Here is a 19,093-nt window from a genome sequence, read left to right on the forward strand (position 1 = left end):
TCGGTCGTCCGGAGCAACGCGGAGGACGACCGACGAGGCTGGGGAGGCGTGAGGTACGGTCGCTGCGCTGTCGAGTGGGACTCAAAGGGGCAGCCGGGAGGCGGGCGCAGGTGACGTAAGCACCGCAGCGAAGGAGCGCCAGCGACTGAACGAGGAGCGCAGCGAGCGTGCGTCCGCCTCCCGGCTGGGGCTTTGGAAGTGTTCTCCGTCGATCCGCTAATAATCAGATATAGCCGAGCGGCTGGGGCTTTAGGGGTGTTCACAGTCAAGCCGGCATCAACAACGTATCGCCGAGCAGCCGGGCCTTTGGCGGTGTTCACCGCCGATCCGCAGTCATCTGTTTATAAATAGAACGACGTGCTTTGGAGCGGGCTTCCCGCCCCGAAACCGACCGGAAACACACTGAAACCGATCTAATCGTCGAGTTCCTCGGCGATCGACTCCGGGGGCCCGTCGAGATCGGGGGCGCCCCCCTCGCCCGTCGACTCGCCGCCCGGTGTCTCCGGCGGCGCGTCGAACTCGGGGTTGAACAGCCGGAGCGCGGTCCGGATCGTCTCCCAGTCGTCCTCGCCGGCGGCGTCGCGCAGCGAGCTGGTGGGTGCCGCGAGCAGCTGCCCGACCAGGGCGTCCGCCATGTCCTCGACGGTCTCGCGCTGCGCCTCGGACAGCTCCCCCTGCGACTCCAGCTTCGAGAGCGCGCGGTCGACCTCGCGGGCCTTGACGCGGTCGGCGCCCGCGTACATCGCGGAAATGGCGTCGTCGGCGCGCTTGCGCTTGTACGCCCGCAGGATGCGGTCGAGCTCCTCGTCGATGATCGCCTCGACGTCGCGCGCCTCCGCCTCGCGGCTCTCGCGGGTCCGGCGCGTCACGTCCTCTAACGCGTCGATGTCGTACAGCGTCAGCCCGTCGCGGTCGGCGACGGCCGGGTCGACGTCGCGGGGCTGCGCGATGTCGACGCAGACGAGCCGCCCCGCGTCCGCGACGTGCTTCGGCTCGATCACCGGCTCCGGGCTCCCGGTCGCCGAGATCACGAGGTCGGCGTCGGGAACGACCGCCGGGAGGTCGGCGAGCGACACGGCCTCCGCGGGCGTGTCGACCTCGCCGGCGACGAACTCCGCGTTCGGCACCGTCCGGTTCGCGACGACGATCTCGGAGACGGCGGTGTCGTCGAGCGTCCGGGCCGCGAGCGTCCCCATCTCGCCGGCGCCGACGACGACCGCGGAGCCGCCGGTGAGGTCGACCTCGGTCGCTGCCAACCGGACCGCGGCCGAGCCGAGCGAGACGACGCCCTCGTTGATCGAGGTCTCGTTGCGGGCCCGCTCTCCGACGTGGAGGGCCTTCGTCACCGCGTCCTTGAGGACGGGCCCGATGCCGCCCGCGGACTTCGACTCCTCGTACGCCTCCCGCAGCTGGCCGATGATCTGGTCCTCGCCGAGCACGAGCGACTCCAGCCCGGAGGCGACGCGCATCAGGTGTTCCAGGCTCTCCTCGTGGTCGAGACGGCGGACCGCGCCGCCGCGGACCTCGGGAGCGAACGACGCCAGCGCGTCGGTCCCGTCGACGGTCCGGTCGGTGACGACGAACGCCTCCGAGCGGTTGCACGTCTGGAGGGCGAACGCCTCCTCGACGCCGTCGCGCGCGAGCAGGTCCGAGACGGTCGCGCGGACGCCGTCCCCGCCGGCCGACTCGATCTCGTCGACCGTCGCGCGGGCGTGGGCGACGCTCGCGCCGGCGATGGCTCCCGTCTCCTTCATCCCTTGAGTACCTCCTCGATCACGGAATACGCCTCTTGACGACCGTTGGATCTCCCCTTTTGTAAACCCTTCCAAACCCCCTCGGATCGCACGACGCGACGGATCGCGTCCCGGCGCGTCTCGGGGGCGACCCCCCGCTCTCTGAGCTCCGCGCGGAGCTCGCCGGAGAGCTCCGCCATCGCGCCCGCGCCTTCGATCTCGGCCTCGACGCGCTCGCGGAGCGCCTTCGCGAGCGCGGGGCTCGCGCCCCCCGTCGAGAGCGCGACCCGAACCGGGTCGTCGTCGACGGTCGCCGGCACGACGACGCTCCGGGCGTCGCGTCCGTCCGAGCGGTCCGCGCTCGACACGTCGGTCCGGTTAACGAGCAGGCCGGCGTCGAGCGCGGCGGCCTCCGCCGCGGCGTTGACCGCGGCGTCGTCGGTGGCGGCGACCACGAGGACCGGACCGACTCGGTCGATCCACTCCCCGACCGCGTCGGCGTCGGGGGCGACGCGGACGAGCTCGATGTCCGAATCACTCCCGTCGGCGAGGTCGACGAGCCGATCGTCGAACGCGGGGCTCGCGACGACGACGCCGGCCTCGTCAGCGAACCGCGCCGCCTTCCGCGCGCCCACGGACCCGCCGCCGAACACGAGCACTGTCTCCCCGGCGAAGTCGTGGTAAAGAGGGATCACGTCGGACACCTCCGGACCGCGATACGAGGGCTCACGCCGTGTTGCTGTCGGCGCGGTCGGCGATACGAATTCCCGTCTTCTTCAGAATCCGCGTGGAGAACAGCGTGTCCCAGTCGTCCGCGCCGACGTCCCAGTGCTCGTCCATCAGCGCCTTCACCTCCGCGATGCGGCGCTCGCTCTCGGCCTCGGTCCGACCGTGCGTCATCGCGAAGAAGTTGTACTCCCAGACGCCGGCGTGGCGGGGACGCTCGTAGCAGTGGGTGACGAAGTCGAGCGCGGCGACCGCGGGGCCGACCTCGTCGAGGGCGTCCTCGGGCACGTCCCAGACGGTCATCCCGTTCTCCGTGTAGCCGAGCGCGTAGTGGTTCGGGATGACGCCGACGCGGCGGACCTTCCCCTCCCGCTCGAAGCGCTTGATCGTCTCGATCACCCACCCGACGTCGGCGTCGAGCGCGGCCGCCACGTCGGCGTACGGCGTCTCCGTGATCGGGAGCCCGGCCTGGATCTCGACGACGAGGTCGCGCTCGTCGGGCGTGAGCGTCCCCCGGTCGCTCGGCGCGATCGGGGGGCCGAGGTCGGACAGGTCCACGTCGCCGTCGGAGACGGGGCCGTCGACGAGGAACTTCGCGCCGACGTGGAACTCCCGGAGCTTCGGGAGGTTGTACGTCTCCTGGCCCGTCGCGGCCTCGATCTCGGCGAGCACCTCCTCGACGCGGTCGCTCCCGTCCTTGTCCGGGTCCGGGTGATCTGCGACGCTCACCACGAACCACATGTTGAGGTGCGGGTGCTCGCGCTCGTAGTTGTGCGCGACGGCGGTGAACTCGTTGACCGTCTCCGCGACCTCCTCGTAGCGGTCCTCCGGCGCGTGCATCGCGACGAGCGACGCCGCCCCGCCGATCTCCTCGGCGTTGACGAGCGCGCCGAACCGCGAGAGGATGCCCTCCTCGTCGAGCTCGCGAACGCGCTCGCAGAGCTCGGTCCCGGTCACGTCGACGCCGCGCTCGCGCAGCGCCGCCGCGGCCGGCTCGAAGGGTCGCTCCGTCACCGGGAACCCGCCCTGGAAGGCGTTGATGATCCCGCGGTCGAGCGCCGTCAGATCCGCGTCGACCTCTCTCATACCACGGGCTCGGGTCCGAGCGAGAATAAGCGATCCGACACCGACCGCGGACGGCTCGGACCGACCTCAGCCGTCGAGGTCGCGCGCGATGTCCGACAGCGATGACGGCGGGCCGCGCGTCGCCTCGTACACGACGCGCTCGCCGGGGATCCGGAGCCCGTACAGCTCCCCGGGCACGACGACGTCGAGGACGACGCTGTCGCCCGGCTCGCGACCGTTCGCGTCGAGCCACGCGACCAGGCGGTTCTCCCCCTCGCCCGTCTCCCGCGCGAGCCGCCGGTTGTCGAACGCGCCGCGGATCAGCCGTCCGTCGCTGTCGGCGGTCACCGGCGCGTGGTACTCCTCGCGGTCGATCGCGACCCGGACCACGTCGCCGGCGGCCATCGCCAGCGACTCGCAGCTCCCGGACTCGACGCGGCCGGCGAGCTCGTCGTCCTCCGGAATTCGAACGCAGGGGCGACGAGTGCCGCCGCTCCGGGCCAGCGAGACGCGTATCGAGGCGACGCCCTCGTCGTCGGAGGGAACGCGGGGCATCGAAAAGGCGGGTTACTCCTCGTCGGCGTCGCCGTCGTCCTCGCCGAACGCGGCGGCGACGTCGTCGCCCTCGATCACCGTGACGTTGATCTGCGCGACGTCGTCGTCGATCTCGCGGCCGCGGACGGTGATGCGCTTGCGCTCGCCCTCGCGGGACGGCTCGAAGCCGACGCCGCCCTCTAACAGGAGCTCCTTCAGGCGCGTGCCCGAGACGTCCTCGCGCATCGGGCGCCCGGTCTCGTCGGAGCCGCCGGTGATCTCGATCGTGTGCTCGGAGAGCCCGACGGCGTCGCCGCCGATCTCGTCGCCGATCTCGCGACCGAGGAACCGGTTGGCGTCCTGTCCGTCGACCTCTCGCTGGAACGTCTCGCCGCTCTCGGGGTCGGCGACGACGACTTTGAATTCGGCCATGGGCGAACCGAGACCCCCGCGAATAAAAAGCACGTCGAAACCGCGATCCGGCCCCGATCGGCCCGTGAACCCGGTTCGGCGCGTGGATTCCCTTCCGATGTCGACTCGCGGACGATGCTCAGCGCTCGGTCCCGATCCGCTCGACCCGCCGCGACCCGTCGCCCCACGGCCCGTCGACGAACGCGTCCTCCAGCGCCCGTGCGACGCGTTTCGGGTCGTCCGGTCCGCCGGCCGCCGCGACGCTCCCGACCGTTTCCCGGTCGAACGGCACGTCGAGCGCGTCGTAGACGCCGTCGGTGACGGCGGCGATCTCGCTCGCGTCGCCCGGCGCGGCGACGACGCAGCCGGCGACCAGCGCCGCGTCGGCGCGGACGCGCTGGGCGATCCCCGCCACCTTCCCGCCGCCGCCGACGCGCACGGAGTGATCGCCAGGACAGAACGACGCCGGCGGCTCGCCGGCGACGACGTCGGCGCCGAGCCCCCGAAGCGCGTCGACGACCGCCTCGACGGCGCGGTCGTACCGCCCGGCGATCGACCCGCGTGCGTCGTCCACCGCCGCGTCGCCGTCCAGAGGGACTGCGTGGGCGAACGCGAGCGTCTCCCCGGCGTACGCGACCGCCCGACCGCCGACGTCGCGCTCGACCGGATGGAACCCGCGGTCGGCCGCGACCCGCTCGGCCCGGTCGAACCCCTCCGCGCGGGCGTCTCGGCGACCGAAGGCGACCTGCCGTGCCGGGGTCCACACGCGGAGTCCTGCCGTCCCGTCGCCCGCGGCCGCGAGGAGCGCCGCCGTGCGCTTCCGGTCCGTGTCGGGGTCGTCGGCGGTCCCTCTGAGCACGCGCATGCCGGATCGCAGGGGCGCCGGCGTCAAGCCGATTTCGGCCGGTAGCGGGGTCCGATCGCGGGATCGCTCCCACCGTCGCGTCGTCGGGGCGTATGACACAAACGTTTTGCCGGCCCTCTGACTGGGTCACGTATCGATGAGCGACCTCGGCGCGCTGCCGGTGCGAGCCTACCTCGCGGCCTGCCTGCTCGCCGGGGTCGTCGGCCTGTGGCTCGGCCGCGTCGCGTGGCGGGAGCGCGATCAACCGGGCGGCACCGAGGTGGCGCTCTACCTGCTGTGCGGCGGGGGGATATCGCTGCTGTACGCCGTCAGGGTGGGGAGCCCGAGCGAACTGGTCATGACCGTGACGCTCAACCTCGCGACGCCGCTGATCGCCGCGGTCCCCGGACTCTGGACGGCGTTCACGCTCGCGTTCGCCGGGCACGACCAGTGGCGGACGGAGCGCCGGACCGTCGCGCTGGCGACCCCGCCGTTCGTCTGGGTGCTGCTCGCGTGGTCGAGCGCCACGCACGGCCTCTCCCGGCGATCGATCGGCGCGGTCGTCGAGGGCCCGTTCACGCTGCTATCGTTCGATCTCGGCCCGGCCGACGTCGCGTTCGTCCTGTACGCGTACGCCCTCTGGGTCGCCGGCGTCCTCGTCGTCGCGGACCTGTACCGGCGGACCGGGAACCGCTACCGGCTCCAGACGTTCGTTATCCTGCTGGGAACGCTGTTCCCGTTTCTCGGCGGGATCGCCACCGTCGTCGACCTGGGCAGCTACGCGGACCTCGCGTGGTTCCCGCCTGCGCTCGTCGTCCACGGCGTCCTCCTCTACGGGACGGTGTTCTGGCTCGGGACGCTCGACGCCGCGGTCGTCGCCCGCGACACCGCCGTCGAGGTGATGCAGGACCCGGTGATCGTGGCCGGCTCCGACGGCCGGGTCCGCGACCTCAACCCGGCCGCAGAGGAGCTGCTCCCGCCGAACGCGGTCGGCTCGTCGCTCTCGGCGGTGTTCCCGCGCTTGGACGTCGGCGTCGAACACCCGGTCGCCATCGACGGGCGACAGTTCGACATTCAGGAGGACCCGATCACTGACCCCCGCGGGACGGATCGCGGCCACGTGTTCCTGCTCCGCGACGTGACGGAGCGGGAGCGACGACAGGCGGAGCTGGAGCGCCGCGAGGCGGAACTCGAGCGGCAGAACGAGCGACTGGAGGACTTCGCCGGCGTCGTCTCGCACGACCTCCGGAACCCGCTCGCCGCGGCGACCGCGGCGGTCGAGCTCGCGCGTCACGGCGACGGCGACAGCGACGACGCGCTCGACCGGGCGGCGAACGCCCACGAGCGGATGGACGACCTGATCGAGGGGCTCCTCTCGCTGGCGACCGCGGGACACTCCGTCGACTCCGCGGACCGAGTGTCCCTCGACGCGACCGTCCGGCGAGTCTGGTCGCGGCTCGAGACCGCGGACGCGACGCTGTCGGTCGCGGGCCCGGACGCGACGGTGCTCGCCGACGGCGACCGGCTCGAACAGCTGCTCTCGAACCTGTTCCGCAACGCGATCGAACACGCCGGCGACGACGTCGCGGTGCGGGTCGAGACCGAGACGCGCGCGGACGGCGTCGCGCTCGCCGTCGCCGACGACGGTCCGGGCGTCCCGTCGGAACAGCGCTCGAAGGTGACCGAGCGGGGCGTCTCGCTCGCCGGCGGGACGGGACTCGGGCTCGCGATCGTCGTCGACATCGCGGAGGCGCACGGCTGGGAGCTCTCCGTCGAGGAGTCCGAGTCGGGCGGTGCCCGCTTCGCGATCGCCGGCATCGAACCCGCGGACGAGTGATCGACCGCGGGGGACGACCGCTCTCGACCGCGGCCGACTGCCGGCGTCGACGACCACTTGTCGGTCGAGCCCCGCCCTTCGGACGACGATGCCCGTCACGCTCCCGCCGGACGCCCTCGACGACTACCGGCGGTTCTCCCGGTTCAACTCGCCGTACCCGGCACACGACGACGGCTGCGCGGTCGACCTGTATCCCGAAGCGGATCGGGGGCTCTCGCCGGTCTCCGGCGTCGTCCGCGAGACGCGGACCGTCGGCTGTCCGGACCGCTCGTACGCCGCGAGCGAGGACCACCTGATCGTCGTCGACCTCGACGACGAGTGGTGCCGGCGGGCCGGCGCCGAACCCGGAACCGTCGCCCGGGTCCTCCACGTGATCCCCGAGGTGTCCCCCGGCGACCGCCTCGCCGTCGGCGACGATCTCGGACCGACGACGCGCTCCGGGTTCTTCGGGCGGTGGGTCGACGACCACGTCCACCTCGGGTTCCGGGCGCCCGGCGCGGACGCGCTCCGGGCGAGCGGGTCGCTCCCGGTCGACGTCGACGTCGCGGTCGAGCCGATCGCCTGGGACGGCGAGGGCGTCGTGGTCGAGCGCGGGCCGACGCACGCGCTCCTCGAAGCGCCGATTCACCCCGACCCCGGCGGGTCGTTCGCGGCGCTCGCGAGCGACGAGGGGATCCCGCTGGACGGGGGACTGACGCACTACGCCGGCGGCGGTGCGTTCGGGCCTCTCGACGGGGACGCGGCGGCGTCGCTGTGGGGCACCCGCGTCGGCCTCGCGGCGGGTCGCGGGTTCGAATGGGACCCGGTCGACGTGCTCGCGAACGGCGAGCGCGTGGTGGGGCTGTCGCTGTTCGCGGCGCGGGACGCGGAGTACGGCGCGAAGGTCGTCTGCCCGGACCGCGAGTTCTCGGTCGGCGAGTCGGTATCGCTCGACGTGGTTCCGAGCGACGATCCGATCCGACTCGGCGTCGGGTGAGGTGCCGTCGGGAGGGGATAGCGGAGCTTGCGAACGGCCGGCGCCGGCGGCTCCCGCGGCGGTGCGCCGGACTCCCGTCTCGGCCGCCGCGGAGCGAGGCGTCAGGTCACGGGGCGGCTGGCTCGGTATCCGTAGTAAACGGTCGTGCCGGCGTCGACGTGACCGGCCGCACGCTCGCCGTCTTCGCCAACCCCGAACCAGTTGTCTCCCGTTTCGAGGGCTACAAACGGGACCCTCGCGAGAGGGGAGTATGAACCGGACAGACGTCGCGGCGTTGGAGCCTCTGTCGGCGGAGGCCGTCGCGCTCGTCGAGCGGCGGATCGAGGAGGAGCACGGCTACCTCTCGTGGCTGAACACGTCGGTCGACCTCGTCGAGCGCGGACGCGTCGTCCTCTCGATCCCGTTCGACGACAAGCTGACGAACAGCGACGGCGGCACCATCCACGGGGGCGTGGCCGCGACCCTGATCGACACCGCCGGCGGGGTCGCCCAGCGCACCGCCTTCGAGGACCCGCTCGCCGGCGGCGTCGCGACGGTGAACCTCAACGCGAACTACCTCCGCCCGGCGACGGGCGACCTCACCGCCGAGGCGACGGTCGTCAGGTCCGGCGGCTCGATCGGCGTCAGCGACATGACCGTCACCACCGCCGCCGACGGCGAGACCGCCGAAGTCGTCGTCGGTCAGGGGTCGTTCCGGCTGTTCCGCGAGTAGCCCGCGAGGCCGTCGAGGAGGTCGGCAGGGTCGTCGAGCGCGGCCGCGAGCTCTCTCACCGCCTCGCGGTCGGACCGGTCGGGCGCCGCTCGGACGACGACCGACTGCTCGCCGAGCGACACGAAGCCGCAGTCGAGCCGTTTCGCCGTCTCCCGCAGTCCGACGCCGACGTCGGCGTCGCCGGCGATCACCTTCCGGGCCGGGCCCTCGAACGCCCGCACCGTCAGGTCGTAGCCCGCGATCCCCCCGGTCAGCTCCCCCCGCGACGTCGACCGCTCGTCGGCGAGCCGATCGAGCGCGCCGTCGAGGCTCCGGCGGAGCCCGGAGTCGGTCGGGCGGTTGACGAACCGCAGATCGCGGTCGACGACATCTCCGAGCCCGGTCACGTCCGCCGGGTTGCCAGCGGGGACGACCAGCCCCCACTCGCGCGACCAGCCGCCGAGGTCGACCGTCTCGACCTCGCGGTCGCTCGGTCCCGCGACGACCGCGACGTCCGGGACGCCGTCGCGCAGCCGTCGGAGGCCCTCGCGGGAGCCGACCGGCAGGTACCGCGGGTTCTCCAGCCGGTCGAGCAGGCGGTTGAGCGCCGGGTCGTCCTCGCCGACGCCGAGCAGGCTCGGCGGGCGCACGTCCGGCGAGAACAGCTGCACCGAGACGGTCTCGCCCCGATCGAGGTACTCCGTGTCCGGGTCGACGGCGACGACGCCGTCGGCCTCGACGAGGCTCGTCGTCGCGCCGGAGCCCTTGTCGACCGGGTAGACGAGTGGGCGGTCGCCGTCGTCCAGGTCGAGCAGGCCGACCGGCATCAGCCGCATGCGCCCCTCGCCGTAGCGTTCGCCGACGGCCATCCGGCCCTCCACGGTCGCCGTCGCGGGCTCGGACCGGCCTGCCGCCTCGCGGATCGCGGGCGCGACGAACGTCCGGAAGATCGTGAGCGCGGAGACGGGATAGCCGGGGAGGCCGACGTAGGCGGACTCACCGGCATCGGCGCCCTCGCCCTCCGACGCCGCGTCGCTCCCGCGCCGATCGAGCCGCCCGACGAGCATCGGCTTGCCGGGCTTGACCGCGACGCCGTGGAGCAGCAGCTCGCCCCGCTCCTCGATCACCCGGTAGATGACGTCGACGGCGCTCGCCGAGGTCGACCCCGACGAGAGGACGAGGTCGCACTCGTCGGCCGCGCGCCGGAGCAGCCGCTCCATCTCGTCGTAGTCGTCGCCGGCGTGCGGGTAGAGGACCGGCTCGCCGCCCGCCTCCTCGACGCCGGCCGCGATCGTCGTCGAGTTCACGTCGTAGATCTCCCCGCGCGAGGGGTCGAGGTCCTCGCCCGGGCGCACCAGCTCGTCGCCGGTCGAGACGATCCCGACGCGGGGCTTTCCCTCGACCGGGACCTCGTCGACGCCGAGCGCAGAGAGCAGTCCGATCTCGCGGGGCGTCAACCGTGTTCCGGGACCGAGCGCGCGGGCGCCGGCGGCGATGTCCGCGCCCGCGCTCATCACGTGGTCGCCGGGCGCGACGGCGGTTCGGACGGCGATTCGGCCGGGTTCGCCGTCGGCTCCCTCTCCTCCCTCGTTCCCGTCACCGCCCACTTCGTCGGTCCGTTCGACCATCACCACGGCGTCGGCGCCTTCGGGCATCACCGCGCCCGTTGATATCTCGGCGCAGGTCCCGGGCGCGACTGTCACCTCGGGCGCGGAGCCGGCGTGGACCGCTCCGACGAGGTCGAGTTCGGCGGGGTCGGCCTCGTCGGCGCCGAAGGTGTCGCGGGCGCAGACGGCGTACCCGTCCATCGACGCCCGGTCGAACCCCGGGACGTCGATGGCGGCGTCGACCCGCTCCGAGAGGACGCGCCCGCGGGCGTCCTCGAGCGGGACCGTCTCCGCCGCCGGCGAGAGGTCGAGCGAGTCGATGGCGTCGTGCGCGGCCTCGGGCGTCGCGAGGTCGCGGAACTCCTTGCGGTCGCTCACGGCGTCACCTCCCAGAGCTCGACGTCGACGACCTCGCCCGCGTCGAGCCCCTCCCGCGACTCCGGGACGACGACCCAGCCGTCCGCGAGCGCGACGCTCGATAAGATGCCGGAGCCGCTCGCGCGCGTCGGCGTCGCCGCGGGGAGGTCGTCGGTCTCGTTCCCGGTGTCGGCCTCGTCGGAGAGCGCCACCCGCGCGAACGTCCGCGTCCCGGGCTCGCTCGGCACCTTCCGGTCCAGGACCGCGCGCCGCGTCGGGAAGGGGTCGGCGGTCGTCCCGCCCACCTCCTTCTGGAGCGGCCGGAGGAACTGCGCGGCGTTGACGATGCAGGCGACGGGGTAGCCGGGTAAGGAGACGATCGGCGTGTCGTCGGCGACGCCGAGGCAGACCGGGTGGCCCGGCTTCAGGGCGACGCCGTGGACGAGCACCTCGCCGAGGCCGTCGACGACCTCGGGGATCAGGTCGCGCTCGCCGACCGAGGACCCGCCGGTGGTGACGACCACGTCGGCGTCGAGGTCGGCCTCGACCGCGGCCGCGAGCGCGTCCTCGTCGTCGGTGACGACGTCGCGGTAGCGCGCCTCGCCGCCCCACCGCTCGACCAGCCGGGAGACGGTCACCCCGTTCGTCTCGATCACCTCGCCGGGACCGGGGTCGGACTGGACCAGCTCCTCGCCGGTCGGGATCACGGCGACCGTCGGCGGCTCGTGGACTCGGACCTCGTCGAGCCCGACCGACTTCAGGAGCCCGATGTCTGAGGGCCGCAGGACGTGGCCCGCGTCGAAGAGGCGCTGGCCGTCCGCGACGTCTTCGCCGGCCTCGCCGACGTTCTCGCCGGTCGCGACGGCGTCGAACGCCTCCACCTCGTCGCCGACCGCCTCGGCCTGTTCGATCATCACGACGGCGTCCGCGCCCTCGGGGACCGCGCTCCCCGTGTGGACGCGCGCGGCCTCGCCGGGCGCGATCGACTCGGCCTCGGTGCCCGCGGCGCGGAGAACCGCCGGCGAGCGGTCGGAGGCGCCGAACGTGTCCTCGGCGCGGACGGCGTACCCGTCCATCGCCGCCCGGTCGTAGCTCGGGACCGGCGCCGGCGCGTCGATCGGCTCGGCGACGACCCGGGCGTCGGCATCGGCGACCGGGACCGACTCGGTCCGGCCGTGCGGCTCGGCGGCGTCGAGCAGCGTCACCAGCGCGTCGGCGACGCGGGTCCGCCGCTTGAAGCCGGCCTCGCGTCTGTCGTGGCTCATGGGCGTTCGTTTCGGGCCCGCGTGCAAAAACCCCGCTCTCCGGGCGGTGAATCCGCGGCTCCCTCACGTGATCCACGAGAGGACCCGCGCCGCGCGGTGGGTCCCCTGGATCGCCGCGACGCGGGCGGCCGAGAGCGTCTCGGTTACCCCGCGCCGCGCCGCGGTCGCGCTCCGGACCGCGCCGGTCCGGGCGTAGTAGCCGGACTTGCGCCACGCCGCGGCGAGGTAGTGCTTCGCGGCCATCCGGATCGGCGCGCGGCGACCGTCGACCGTGGTCGTCCCCGCCCGGACCGCGTCGAGGACGTCGTCGGCGGTGACCTCGGCGACCGACTCCCGGTCCTCGATCTCCACGTCGGTGTAGGCGCGCCCCACGTACTCCAAGTGGTGCGCGTCGCTGGCGGCCACGCCCGGGTAGTCGTACTTCGCGGCGAAGCGCCGCGCGCGGCGGTTCCGGTAGCCCGTGAACAGCCAGGCGTTGAACACCTCGACCGCGTCGACCTCGTCGATCTCGCGGGCCCTGCGGGTCCCGCCGGTCTCGCCGACCTCGTCGCCGCCGACGACGGGGCTCCCCTCGTCGTCGACCTCCGGCACGGGGACGTTCCGCTGGCGGACGCCGTGGCGCGAGCGCTGGAAGGGGTGCGGGACGATCGCGACCCCGCCGCGCTCGTGGATCCACGCGATCGTCTCGTCGTAGGGACGTCGCCGCGGGGGCATGCGCTCGACGCCGACCGCCAGCAGGTGGCCGTGCGCGGTCGACACCTCGACGCCGGGGATCCCGATCAGGCCGTACTCCGGGGCCAGTTCGGCCGCCCGCTTCGACTCGCCGATCACGTCGTGGTCGGTGATCACGACCGCGTCGAGACCGATCTCCGCGGCGTGTTCGAGGATGAGCTCGACCGGCTCGTGGCCGTCGTAGCTCTCGTCCGAGTGGACGTGGGGGTCGATGCTGACGGTGACGCTGGACACACATCGAGTAGGCGACGGGAGATACTTAAATGCGCGAGAGGCGTCTGACGATACTCACAAATCGAGTGCGGTGGTGCGCGCCTCCGAGCGCCCGTAGGGCGTGAGGAGCGCGTGCGAGGGACGCGGTGAGCGCTCGAAGAGCGCGAACCGCGAGGCTGGGGAGGCGTGAGGTGCGGTTGCTGTGCGGGGTGGGACTCAAAGGGGCAGTCGCGAGGGCGAAGCACGGCGCAGCAAGGACCGCAGGGAGCGAGCACCGCGAGCGACTGAGGACCGCAGCAAGCCGCGCGAGCCCTCGGGGCTGGGGCTTTGGAGATGTTCTCTGCCGACCCGTTGCCATCCTCGTATAGCCGAGCGACTGGGGCTTTGGAGGTGTACTCCGACGGTCCGGGATCAACCGCGTCCAGCCGAACGTCTGGGCATCGGGAGGCGTTCGCGGTATCGCCGACAGCAACGACGGGCGACCCGTTCAGCCGAACAGCCCCTTGATCTTCTCGACGACCGACCCGTCCTCGTCGTCGGCCTCGGCCTCCTTCCGCTGCTGCTCCCGGAGCTCCCGGAGCTTCGCGGCCTGGTCGTCGGTCCCCTCGCCGCTCGCGGTCTTCTTCTCGCCGCCTTGGAGCCCCTTCAGCTCCGAGACCGCGTCGTTGACGGTTCCGGAGGTCGTCCGGGTCTCGGTGGCCGAGCCCGCGAGCTTCTCGCGGTCGACGTCGACGTCGTCGACCGCGCTCGTGTCGAGCTCCAGCCGGCGCGTCTCGCTGCGCTCGACGCCGCCCCACGTCAGCTCCGCGTCCTCCAGCTCGCGCTCGATGTCGGCCCGCACGTCGGCCTCGGTGACCGTCTCGCCCTCGTCGCCCGCGCCGGCGTCGCCGCCGGCGGCTCCCGCGGCGCCCCCGGTGCCAGCCGCGTTTCCGCCCGCAGCGCCAGCGGCCGCGCTCGTCGCGCGCTCGACGCGGTGGGCGACCAGCGCGCCGCCGGTCGCGGCGATGACGGCGACGAGCCCGAGGGTGTACACCGCGACCACCTGCGCGCTGTAGTCGGTCGCGGTGGGGACGTTCCAGTTGTACGGGTACGCCCACGTGAACAGCCCGACGGCGACGAGGGTGATCGCGGCCCCGACGCCGGCGAGGTACAGCATCCGCCGGTCCACGGGGAGCAGCACGACGACGCCGAGCAGGAGGACCGGCAGCCCGACCGCGGCGGCGACGGCGGCGACCTCCCGGACTGCGTACGTCGACAGCGCCTCCGGCGGGAGCGTCGCGCTGTAGAAGAAGACGGCGACGCCGACCAGCCCGAGCCCGATCCCGGCGAAGAAGAGTCCGAACCCCGCGTACACGTCGATCGTCCGGTCGGGGTCGCCGACGTAGCGTCGGTAGTACCCCAGCAGGCGGTTCTCCGTGTTCGACTCGCTCATACCGGACGGTCACCGCCGACTCTAATGATTGTTACCCCGCGGTGCCGGCCGCGCGAACGCCGGCGCCGCGGGCGCCGCGTCCCCCATCGCGGGACTCCGACCCCGCCGTCCCGACCCCGTCACCCCGTGCGCTTTTGAGGACACGGGTTCACCACTCAAGCGATAGCCCGTGTCACTCGACTGCCCTCGCTGCGGAACGGCCCTGTCGACGTTCGCCCTCGGCGGGGCGACGGCGGTCGCCTGCGACGACTGCGGCTACGCCGGCGTCGAGGCCGACCACTCGGGCGAGCCGCGGCTCGTCGAGAGCTGGGAGGACGCCTTCGCGCGCTTCCAGGAGGAACGCGACTGACCATGCCGACCATCGACATCACAGACGACCACCGCGACCGTATCGAGGCGCTCCGCGAGGAACTGACGGCGGCCCACGCCGGCCCGTACGCCTCGGTCGACACGGAGGACGCGCTGGCGTACCTCCTCGACCTGGCCGACGCCGTCGACGATCCGGGGCGCGCCGCGGACGCGACCGCGCTCGGCGGCGACGAGCCGGCCGAGAGCGAGCCGACCGACGACCGGGCCACGGGCGAGAGCGCTCCGCCCTTCGACCCCGAGCACGCCCGGGAGCGGCTCGAATCCCGCCCGCGACGCCACGCCGATCCGGACGCCGCCGAGGAGCCGGACCTGTACGAGGTCGCGGCCGCGCTCGACGTCACCGGCCGCAGCGACATGACGAAGGCGGAGCTGGTCGAGGCGACGCTCGACGCCGCCGAGTCGCTGTCGGCCGATCCGTTCGCGTGGGCCGGCGTCGAACTCGACGAGGACGAGAGCGACGAGACGGCGACCGGGAGCGACGACAGCGATGAGGAGGGTGACGACGATGAAGAGAACGACGAGGCGACGGCCGAGAGCGACGACGGCGGCGGAGCCGACCAGCTCGACGCGGTGATGAGCCTCCTCGACACCCACGACGACAAGTGGGGCGAGGCGGACGGCGACGCGCGGTACGAGGTCGAACTGCCCGACGGCGACGTCGAGACGGCGCGCACCAAGGACGACGTGCGCGCGCTGCTGTTCAGGAACTACTGACGACACATGGGACTGCTGTCGAGACTGCGTGCCTGGATCGCGGGAACGGCCGGCGACGACGAGAGCGCGGCGTCGTCGACCGACCCCGGAGAGGAAGAAACCACCGAGAGCGGCGAGAGCGCCGAAAAAGCGGAAGCGACCGGTCTCGACCCGAGCGCCGCGACCGAGACCCGGACGGCGGCGACGGACGACGCGGTCGACGCGCTCCGCGACGTGCGACGGTCGCAGGAGGTCGCATCGACCGACGAGGGCGCCGATCCCGACGAGGACGCCTCCGCCGACGGCGACGCTGCCGGTTCCGAGGACGCCGGTCCCGACGCCACCGCCGGCGACGGTCGAGACGCGTCCTGACCGGGCCGACGCCGCCCGCCTCACGAAACGTTAGGTGTCCCGGGCCGAACACGCTCGTATGACCGATCCCAACGAGAGAGGTGGGACCGCCGAGAGCGACGCCGCAAATCCGGACGACGACGCCGCTGATGCCGCCGCCGTCACCGACCGCGACCGCGAGCTCGTCGACCGGACGATCGGGCTCGCCGAGGAGGCCGTCGAGCGCGGGAACACCCCGTTCGGGGCGCTCCTCGTCGTCGACGGCGAGGTCGTCGCCGAGGCGCGCAACGAGACGCGGAGCGAGGACGACATCGCGGCGCACCCGGAGCTGGCGCTCGCGCGGCGGGCCGCCCGCGAGCTCGACGCCGACGAGCGCGCGCGCTGCACCATGTACGCCAGCACGGAGCCCTGCCCGATGTGCGCGACGGGGATCCACTACGCCGGGCTCGACCGCGTCGTCTTCGGCGTCGCTGGCGAGACGCTCGACGACCTCACCGGCGACGTCGTCACCATCCCCTGCGAGGAGGTGATCTGCCGGGCCGGCGGCGAGACGGTGGTCGAGGGGCCGGTCGCGACCGAGGCCGCGATGGCGCTCCACGAGTCGTTCTACGGGGACGGGAACGGGAACGGGTCCGCCGGGGAGTCGTAGCGTGCGGGGTCGAATTCCGCGGGCGTCATGAGCGTGACGCCATCGATCGTCGCGGTCGGTGCCGCGGCGATAGACGAGTGGTACGCCGTCAGCAACCTCCCCGAAGCGGACGGCGGCGCGTTCGCGAGCGAGGTAACGAGCTCGTTCGGCGGGGTGGGCGCGAACGTCGCCGTCGCGCTCGACCGCCTCGGGCGCGACGTCGGCCTCGTCAGCCGCGTCGGCGACGACGAGTACGGCCGCCGGGCCCGCGAGCACCTCGCCGAGACCGGCGTGGACGCCTCGCGCGTGACCGTCGGCGACGACCCGTCGACGCGCTCGCTCGTCCTCAGCGCGCCCGACGGCGAGCGCGCGATCGTCACGACGGGCGAGAGCTTCCGCGAGCTCCGACTCGCGGCCGCCGACCGGGAGGCGATCGCCGCGGCCGACGTCGCCTTCCTCACGGGTTACACGCCCGACGCGGTCTCGCGGCGCGTCCTGTCGGTCGTCGAGTCGGCCCGCGACCCGCCCGCACTCGTCTTCGACCTCTCCGGTCCGGTCGAGGAGCTCGTCGGGCGCGGCACCGAGCCCGAGACCGTTCACCGCCTCCTCCACCGCGCCGACCTGTTCGTCGCCGGCGACGTCGCCGCGGCGGCTTACTTCGGGAGCGAGGCGGCCGCGGTCGAGCGGATCGCGGCCGCCCAGCGGGCGAGAGGCGACGCGGCCGACGGGAACGGATGCGGCGGCGCTCCCGACGCCGACACTGGCTGGCCGCGAGCGGTCCTCACGCACGGCGCCGACGGGATGACGGTCGTGGCCGACGGCGACGCCAGACGCTTCGACGCCTTCGACGTTGACGTGGTCGACGCGACGGGCGCCGGTGACGCGTTCGTCGCAGGGCTGATCGACCGGTGGGTCGCGGGAGAGGGCGAGGGCGGCACCGCGACCGCGGAGAACGGCGACCTCGCCGACGGCGTCCGCTTCGCGGCCGCGGTCGCCGCGATCAACTGCACCGAGCGGTTCGCGCAGGGCGGGCTCCCGACCCGCGAGGCGGTCGAGCGGTTCCTCTCGGCGCGGGAGTAACCCGGACCGGCGCCGGACTCACCGCACCTCGTCCGCCCGCGCGACGAGCTCGGCGACCCGGTCGGGATCGACCGGGGCGGTCGTCTCGCCGCCCTCCTTCAGCGCCGTGCCGACGACGACGCCGTCGGCGACCGACAGAGCGTCACCGACCGTCTCGGCGGTGACTCCGCTCCCGACGAGGACCGGGGTGTCGAGCCCGTGCGCGTCGCGCTCGGCGACGACCGCCTCTAGCGACTCCGGATCCGTCGCCTCGCCGGTCCCCCGCCCCGAGGCGATGACGGCGTCTGCGAGTCCGCGCTCGGCGGTGTCGGCGAACGACTCCGCGGTGTACCCCTCGGCCGCGAGCGGCGCGGAGTGTTTCACGTCGGTGTCGGCGAACACCCCGACGTCGACGCCGAGCGCCTCGCGGAGCCGGAGCGTCTCGTGGGCCCGTCCCTGCACGACCCCCTGGTCCGTGACGCGGGCGCCGGTGTGGACGTTCACGCGGACGTAGTCAGCGCCGAGCGCGGCCGCGACGGAGAGGGCGGCCTCGGCGTCGTTCCGGAGGACGTTGACCCCGAGCGGGAGGGCGGTCTCGGCGGCGACCGCGGTCGCGGCGCGCGTGACCGCCGCGACGACGTGTTTCGGCGCGTCGTCGGGGTAGAAGGGGGCGTCGCCGAAGTTCTCGACCATGATCCCGTCGACGCCGCCGCGGTCGAGGGCGCGGGCGTCGGCCGCGGCGCGGTCGAGCGCCTCCCGCATCGCGCGGGCGCCGTCGGCCGGCGCCTTCGGTGCGCCCGGGAGGGGCGGGAGGTGTACCATGCCGATCACCGGCGCGTCCGTGCCGAAGGTGGCCTCGAACTCCATCTCACCGCCAGCGACGCCCGCGCCCATCATAAGCTCCTCCCATACCCGCCCCCACACGGTTTAGTCGGCCGCGGCCGAACTCCCGGCCGGAGCCAATGAGCATCGACGTCGACGACGACCCGACGGCCCGGAGCGGCGAGCTGACGCTCGTCCTCTCGCTCGGCGCGGCGCGGCGGCTCGCCGACCCCGAGGCGGCCTTCGCGGACGCCCGCCGTTGGAGCCGGTACGTCGGGATCGTCGCCAACGACGCCGACGCGGTCGAGCGGTTCGTCCGCGAGCGCGACATCGAGACCGACTACGCCCTCCGCAACTGGGACAAGTGGGGGACGCTCGGCGACGTCTACGACGAGGCCGACACCCCGCGCCACGTCTTCGTCGGCACCGACTCCTCCGACCGCCGCGTCGCGACGCACGTCGGCTTCGAGTACCGCGACGTCCGCGAGGCGGCCGAGCGGGCCGATTGGGAGCTCGGCGAGCCCGGGTCCGGCGATGACCCCGGCCTTCTCGGGCGTCTCCGCCGTGTAGTGAGCGATCGGCTCGGTTGAGCGACGGTCGAATCCCGTTCCCTGCGTCGACGATTCATAAGTAATCCCGCGGTGGCGCGTGCCGACGAGCGCCCGAAGGGTGCGAGTCGCACGCGCGAGGGACGCGGTGAGCGCTCGGAGAGCGCGAACCGCGAGGCTGGGGAGGCGTGAGGTGCGGT

General features: G+C 73.3%; 20 protein-coding genes. 9 read left to right on the forward strand and 11 right to left on the reverse strand.

The genetic code is table 11. The annotated features are described in order from the left end of the window. Nucleotides 1–413 precede the first annotated feature (413 nt). The 6 genes from hemA to SD626R_RS00085 all read right to left on the reverse strand — a co-directional run bounded on the left by hemA (nucleotide 414) and on the right by SD626R_RS00085 (nucleotide 5,334). Nucleotides 414–1,754, reverse strand: a complete 1,341-nt coding sequence (hemA, locus tag SD626R_RS00060; protein ID WP_092561765.1) for a glutamyl-tRNA reductase — start codon at nucleotides 1,752–1,754, stop codon at nucleotides 414–416. After that, nucleotides 1,751–2,428: a precorrin-2 dehydrogenase/sirohydrochlorin ferrochelatase family protein gene (locus SD626R_RS00065; protein ID WP_092561818.1), complete on the reverse strand. Its 678-nt coding sequence runs from the start codon at nucleotides 2,426–2,428 to the stop codon at nucleotides 1,751–1,753. The genes hemA and SD626R_RS00065 overlap by 4 nt, the downstream gene beginning before the upstream one ends. Before the next feature lie 31 nt (nucleotides 2,429–2,459). Continuing rightward, complete coding sequence (locus SD626R_RS00070) at nucleotides 2,460–3,545, reverse strand: siroheme decarboxylase subunit beta (protein WP_092561768.1); 1,086 nt, start codon at nucleotides 3,543–3,545, stop codon at nucleotides 2,460–2,462. A 66-nt stretch (nucleotides 3,546–3,611) separates the two neighbouring features. Continuing rightward, complete coding sequence (locus tag SD626R_RS00075) at nucleotides 3,612–4,079, reverse strand: DUF7112 family protein (protein ID WP_092561771.1); 468 nt, start codon at nucleotides 4,077–4,079, stop codon at nucleotides 3,612–3,614. A 12-nt stretch (nucleotides 4,080–4,091) separates the two neighbouring features. Continuing rightward, on the reverse strand, nucleotides 4,092–4,490 hold the full coding sequence (locus SD626R_RS00080) for a 30S ribosomal protein S6e (protein WP_092561774.1): 399 nt from the start codon (nucleotides 4,488–4,490) through the stop codon (nucleotides 4,092–4,094). Nucleotides 4,491–4,608: 118 nt separating this feature from the next. Continuing rightward, nucleotides 4,609–5,334, reverse strand: a complete 726-nt coding sequence (locus SD626R_RS00085; RefSeq protein ID WP_092561777.1) for a lipoate--protein ligase family protein — start codon at nucleotides 5,332–5,334, stop codon at nucleotides 4,609–4,611. 136 nt (nucleotides 5,335–5,470) lie between these two features. On the opposite strand from SD626R_RS00085, the gene SD626R_RS00090 reads away from it, so the two are divergent. The 3 genes from SD626R_RS00090 (at nucleotide 5,471) to SD626R_RS00100 (ending at nucleotide 8,838) form a co-directional block, all read left to right on the forward strand. Beyond that, nucleotides 5,471–7,150, forward strand: coding sequence for a sensor histidine kinase (locus SD626R_RS00090; protein WP_092561780.1), 1,680 nt, complete (start codon nucleotides 5,471–5,473; stop codon nucleotides 7,148–7,150). A gap of 88 nt (nucleotides 7,151–7,238) precedes the next feature. Next, nucleotides 7,239–8,126 carry a DUF8155 domain-containing protein gene (locus SD626R_RS00095; RefSeq protein ID WP_092561783.1) on the forward strand — a complete coding sequence of 296 codons (888 nt, stop codon included), beginning with the start codon at nucleotides 7,239–7,241 and terminating at the stop codon, nucleotides 8,124–8,126. A gap of 250 nt (nucleotides 8,127–8,376) precedes the next feature. After that, nucleotides 8,377–8,838, forward strand: coding sequence for a PaaI family thioesterase (locus tag SD626R_RS00100; RefSeq protein WP_092561786.1), 462 nt, complete (start codon nucleotides 8,377–8,379; stop codon nucleotides 8,836–8,838). Here SD626R_RS00100 and SD626R_RS00105 read toward each other — a convergent pair. The 4 genes from SD626R_RS00105 to SD626R_RS00120 form a co-directional block, all read right to left on the reverse strand. Further along, nucleotides 8,808–10,802: a molybdopterin biosynthesis protein gene (locus SD626R_RS00105; RefSeq protein WP_092561789.1), complete on the reverse strand. Its 1,995-nt coding sequence runs from the start codon at nucleotides 10,800–10,802 to the stop codon at nucleotides 8,808–8,810. The genes SD626R_RS00100 and SD626R_RS00105 overlap by 31 nt on opposite strands. Further along, entirely contained in the window at nucleotides 10,799–12,046 is a 1,248-nt protein-coding gene (gene glp / locus SD626R_RS00110) for a molybdopterin molybdotransferase MoeA (RefSeq protein WP_092561792.1), read from the reverse strand. The genes SD626R_RS00105 and glp overlap by 4 nt, the downstream gene beginning before the upstream one ends. 63 nt (nucleotides 12,047–12,109) lie before the next feature. Then, nucleotides 12,110–13,012, reverse strand: coding sequence for a CehA/McbA family metallohydrolase (locus tag SD626R_RS00115; protein ID WP_092561795.1), 903 nt, complete (start codon nucleotides 13,010–13,012; stop codon nucleotides 12,110–12,112). A gap of 466 nt (nucleotides 13,013–13,478) precedes the next feature. Beyond that, complete coding sequence (locus tag SD626R_RS00120; protein ID WP_092561798.1) at nucleotides 13,479–14,423, reverse strand: cell division protein CdpA domain-containing protein; 945 nt, start codon at nucleotides 14,421–14,423, stop codon at nucleotides 13,479–13,481. 169 nt (nucleotides 14,424–14,592) lie between these two features. Here SD626R_RS00120 and SD626R_RS00125 point away from each other — a divergent pair, with 169 nt between their 5' ends. Genes SD626R_RS00125 through SD626R_RS00145 form a run of 5 tightly spaced genes read left to right on the forward strand, consistent with a single transcriptional unit; the run spans nucleotide 14,593 to nucleotide 17,544 of the window. Beyond that, the gene (locus SD626R_RS00125; RefSeq protein ID WP_092561801.1) at nucleotides 14,593–14,772 is read left to right on the forward strand and encodes a zf-TFIIB domain-containing protein; all 180 of its coding nucleotides are present in this window, start codon (nucleotides 14,593–14,595) and stop codon (nucleotides 14,770–14,772) included. Between the two features lie 2 nt (nucleotides 14,773–14,774). Beyond that, the gene (locus SD626R_RS00130; RefSeq protein ID WP_092561803.1) at nucleotides 14,775–15,506 is read left to right on the forward strand and encodes a hypothetical protein; all 732 of its coding nucleotides are present in this window, start codon (nucleotides 14,775–14,777) and stop codon (nucleotides 15,504–15,506) included. 6 nt (nucleotides 15,507–15,512) lie between these two features. Further along, nucleotides 15,513–15,857: a hypothetical protein gene (locus tag SD626R_RS00135; protein ID WP_241996681.1), complete on the forward strand. Its 345-nt coding sequence runs from the start codon at nucleotides 15,513–15,515 to the stop codon at nucleotides 15,855–15,857. Between the two features lie 58 nt (nucleotides 15,858–15,915). Further along, nucleotides 15,916–16,485 carry a nucleoside deaminase gene (locus SD626R_RS00140; RefSeq protein ID WP_092561806.1) on the forward strand — a complete coding sequence of 190 codons (570 nt, stop codon included), beginning with the start codon at nucleotides 15,916–15,918 and terminating at the stop codon, nucleotides 16,483–16,485. 27 nt (nucleotides 16,486–16,512) lie between these two features. Continuing rightward, complete coding sequence (locus SD626R_RS00145; protein WP_092561809.1) at nucleotides 16,513–17,544, forward strand: carbohydrate kinase family protein; 1,032 nt, start codon at nucleotides 16,513–16,515, stop codon at nucleotides 17,542–17,544. 18 nt (nucleotides 17,545–17,562) lie between these two features. Here the strand turns inward: SD626R_RS00145 and SD626R_RS00150 are convergent, their stop codons facing one another. Further along, complete coding sequence (locus SD626R_RS00150; RefSeq protein WP_092561812.1) at nucleotides 17,563–18,390, reverse strand: BtpA family protein; 828 nt, start codon at nucleotides 18,388–18,390, stop codon at nucleotides 17,563–17,565. Nucleotides 18,391–18,485: 95 nt separating this feature from the next. On the opposite strand from SD626R_RS00150, the gene SD626R_RS00155 reads away from it, so the two are divergent. Next, a complete protein-coding gene (locus SD626R_RS00155; protein WP_092561815.1) occupies nucleotides 18,486–18,935 on the forward strand; it encodes a DUF7124 domain-containing protein in 450 nt (149 codons plus the stop codon). Nucleotides 18,936–19,093 lie beyond the last annotated feature (158 nt).

Origin of the sequence: Halorubrum sp. SD626R, from assembly GCF_001261915.1 — an archaeon.
Lineage (GTDB): Archaea > Halobacteriota > Halobacteria > Halobacteriales > Haloferacaceae > Halorubrum.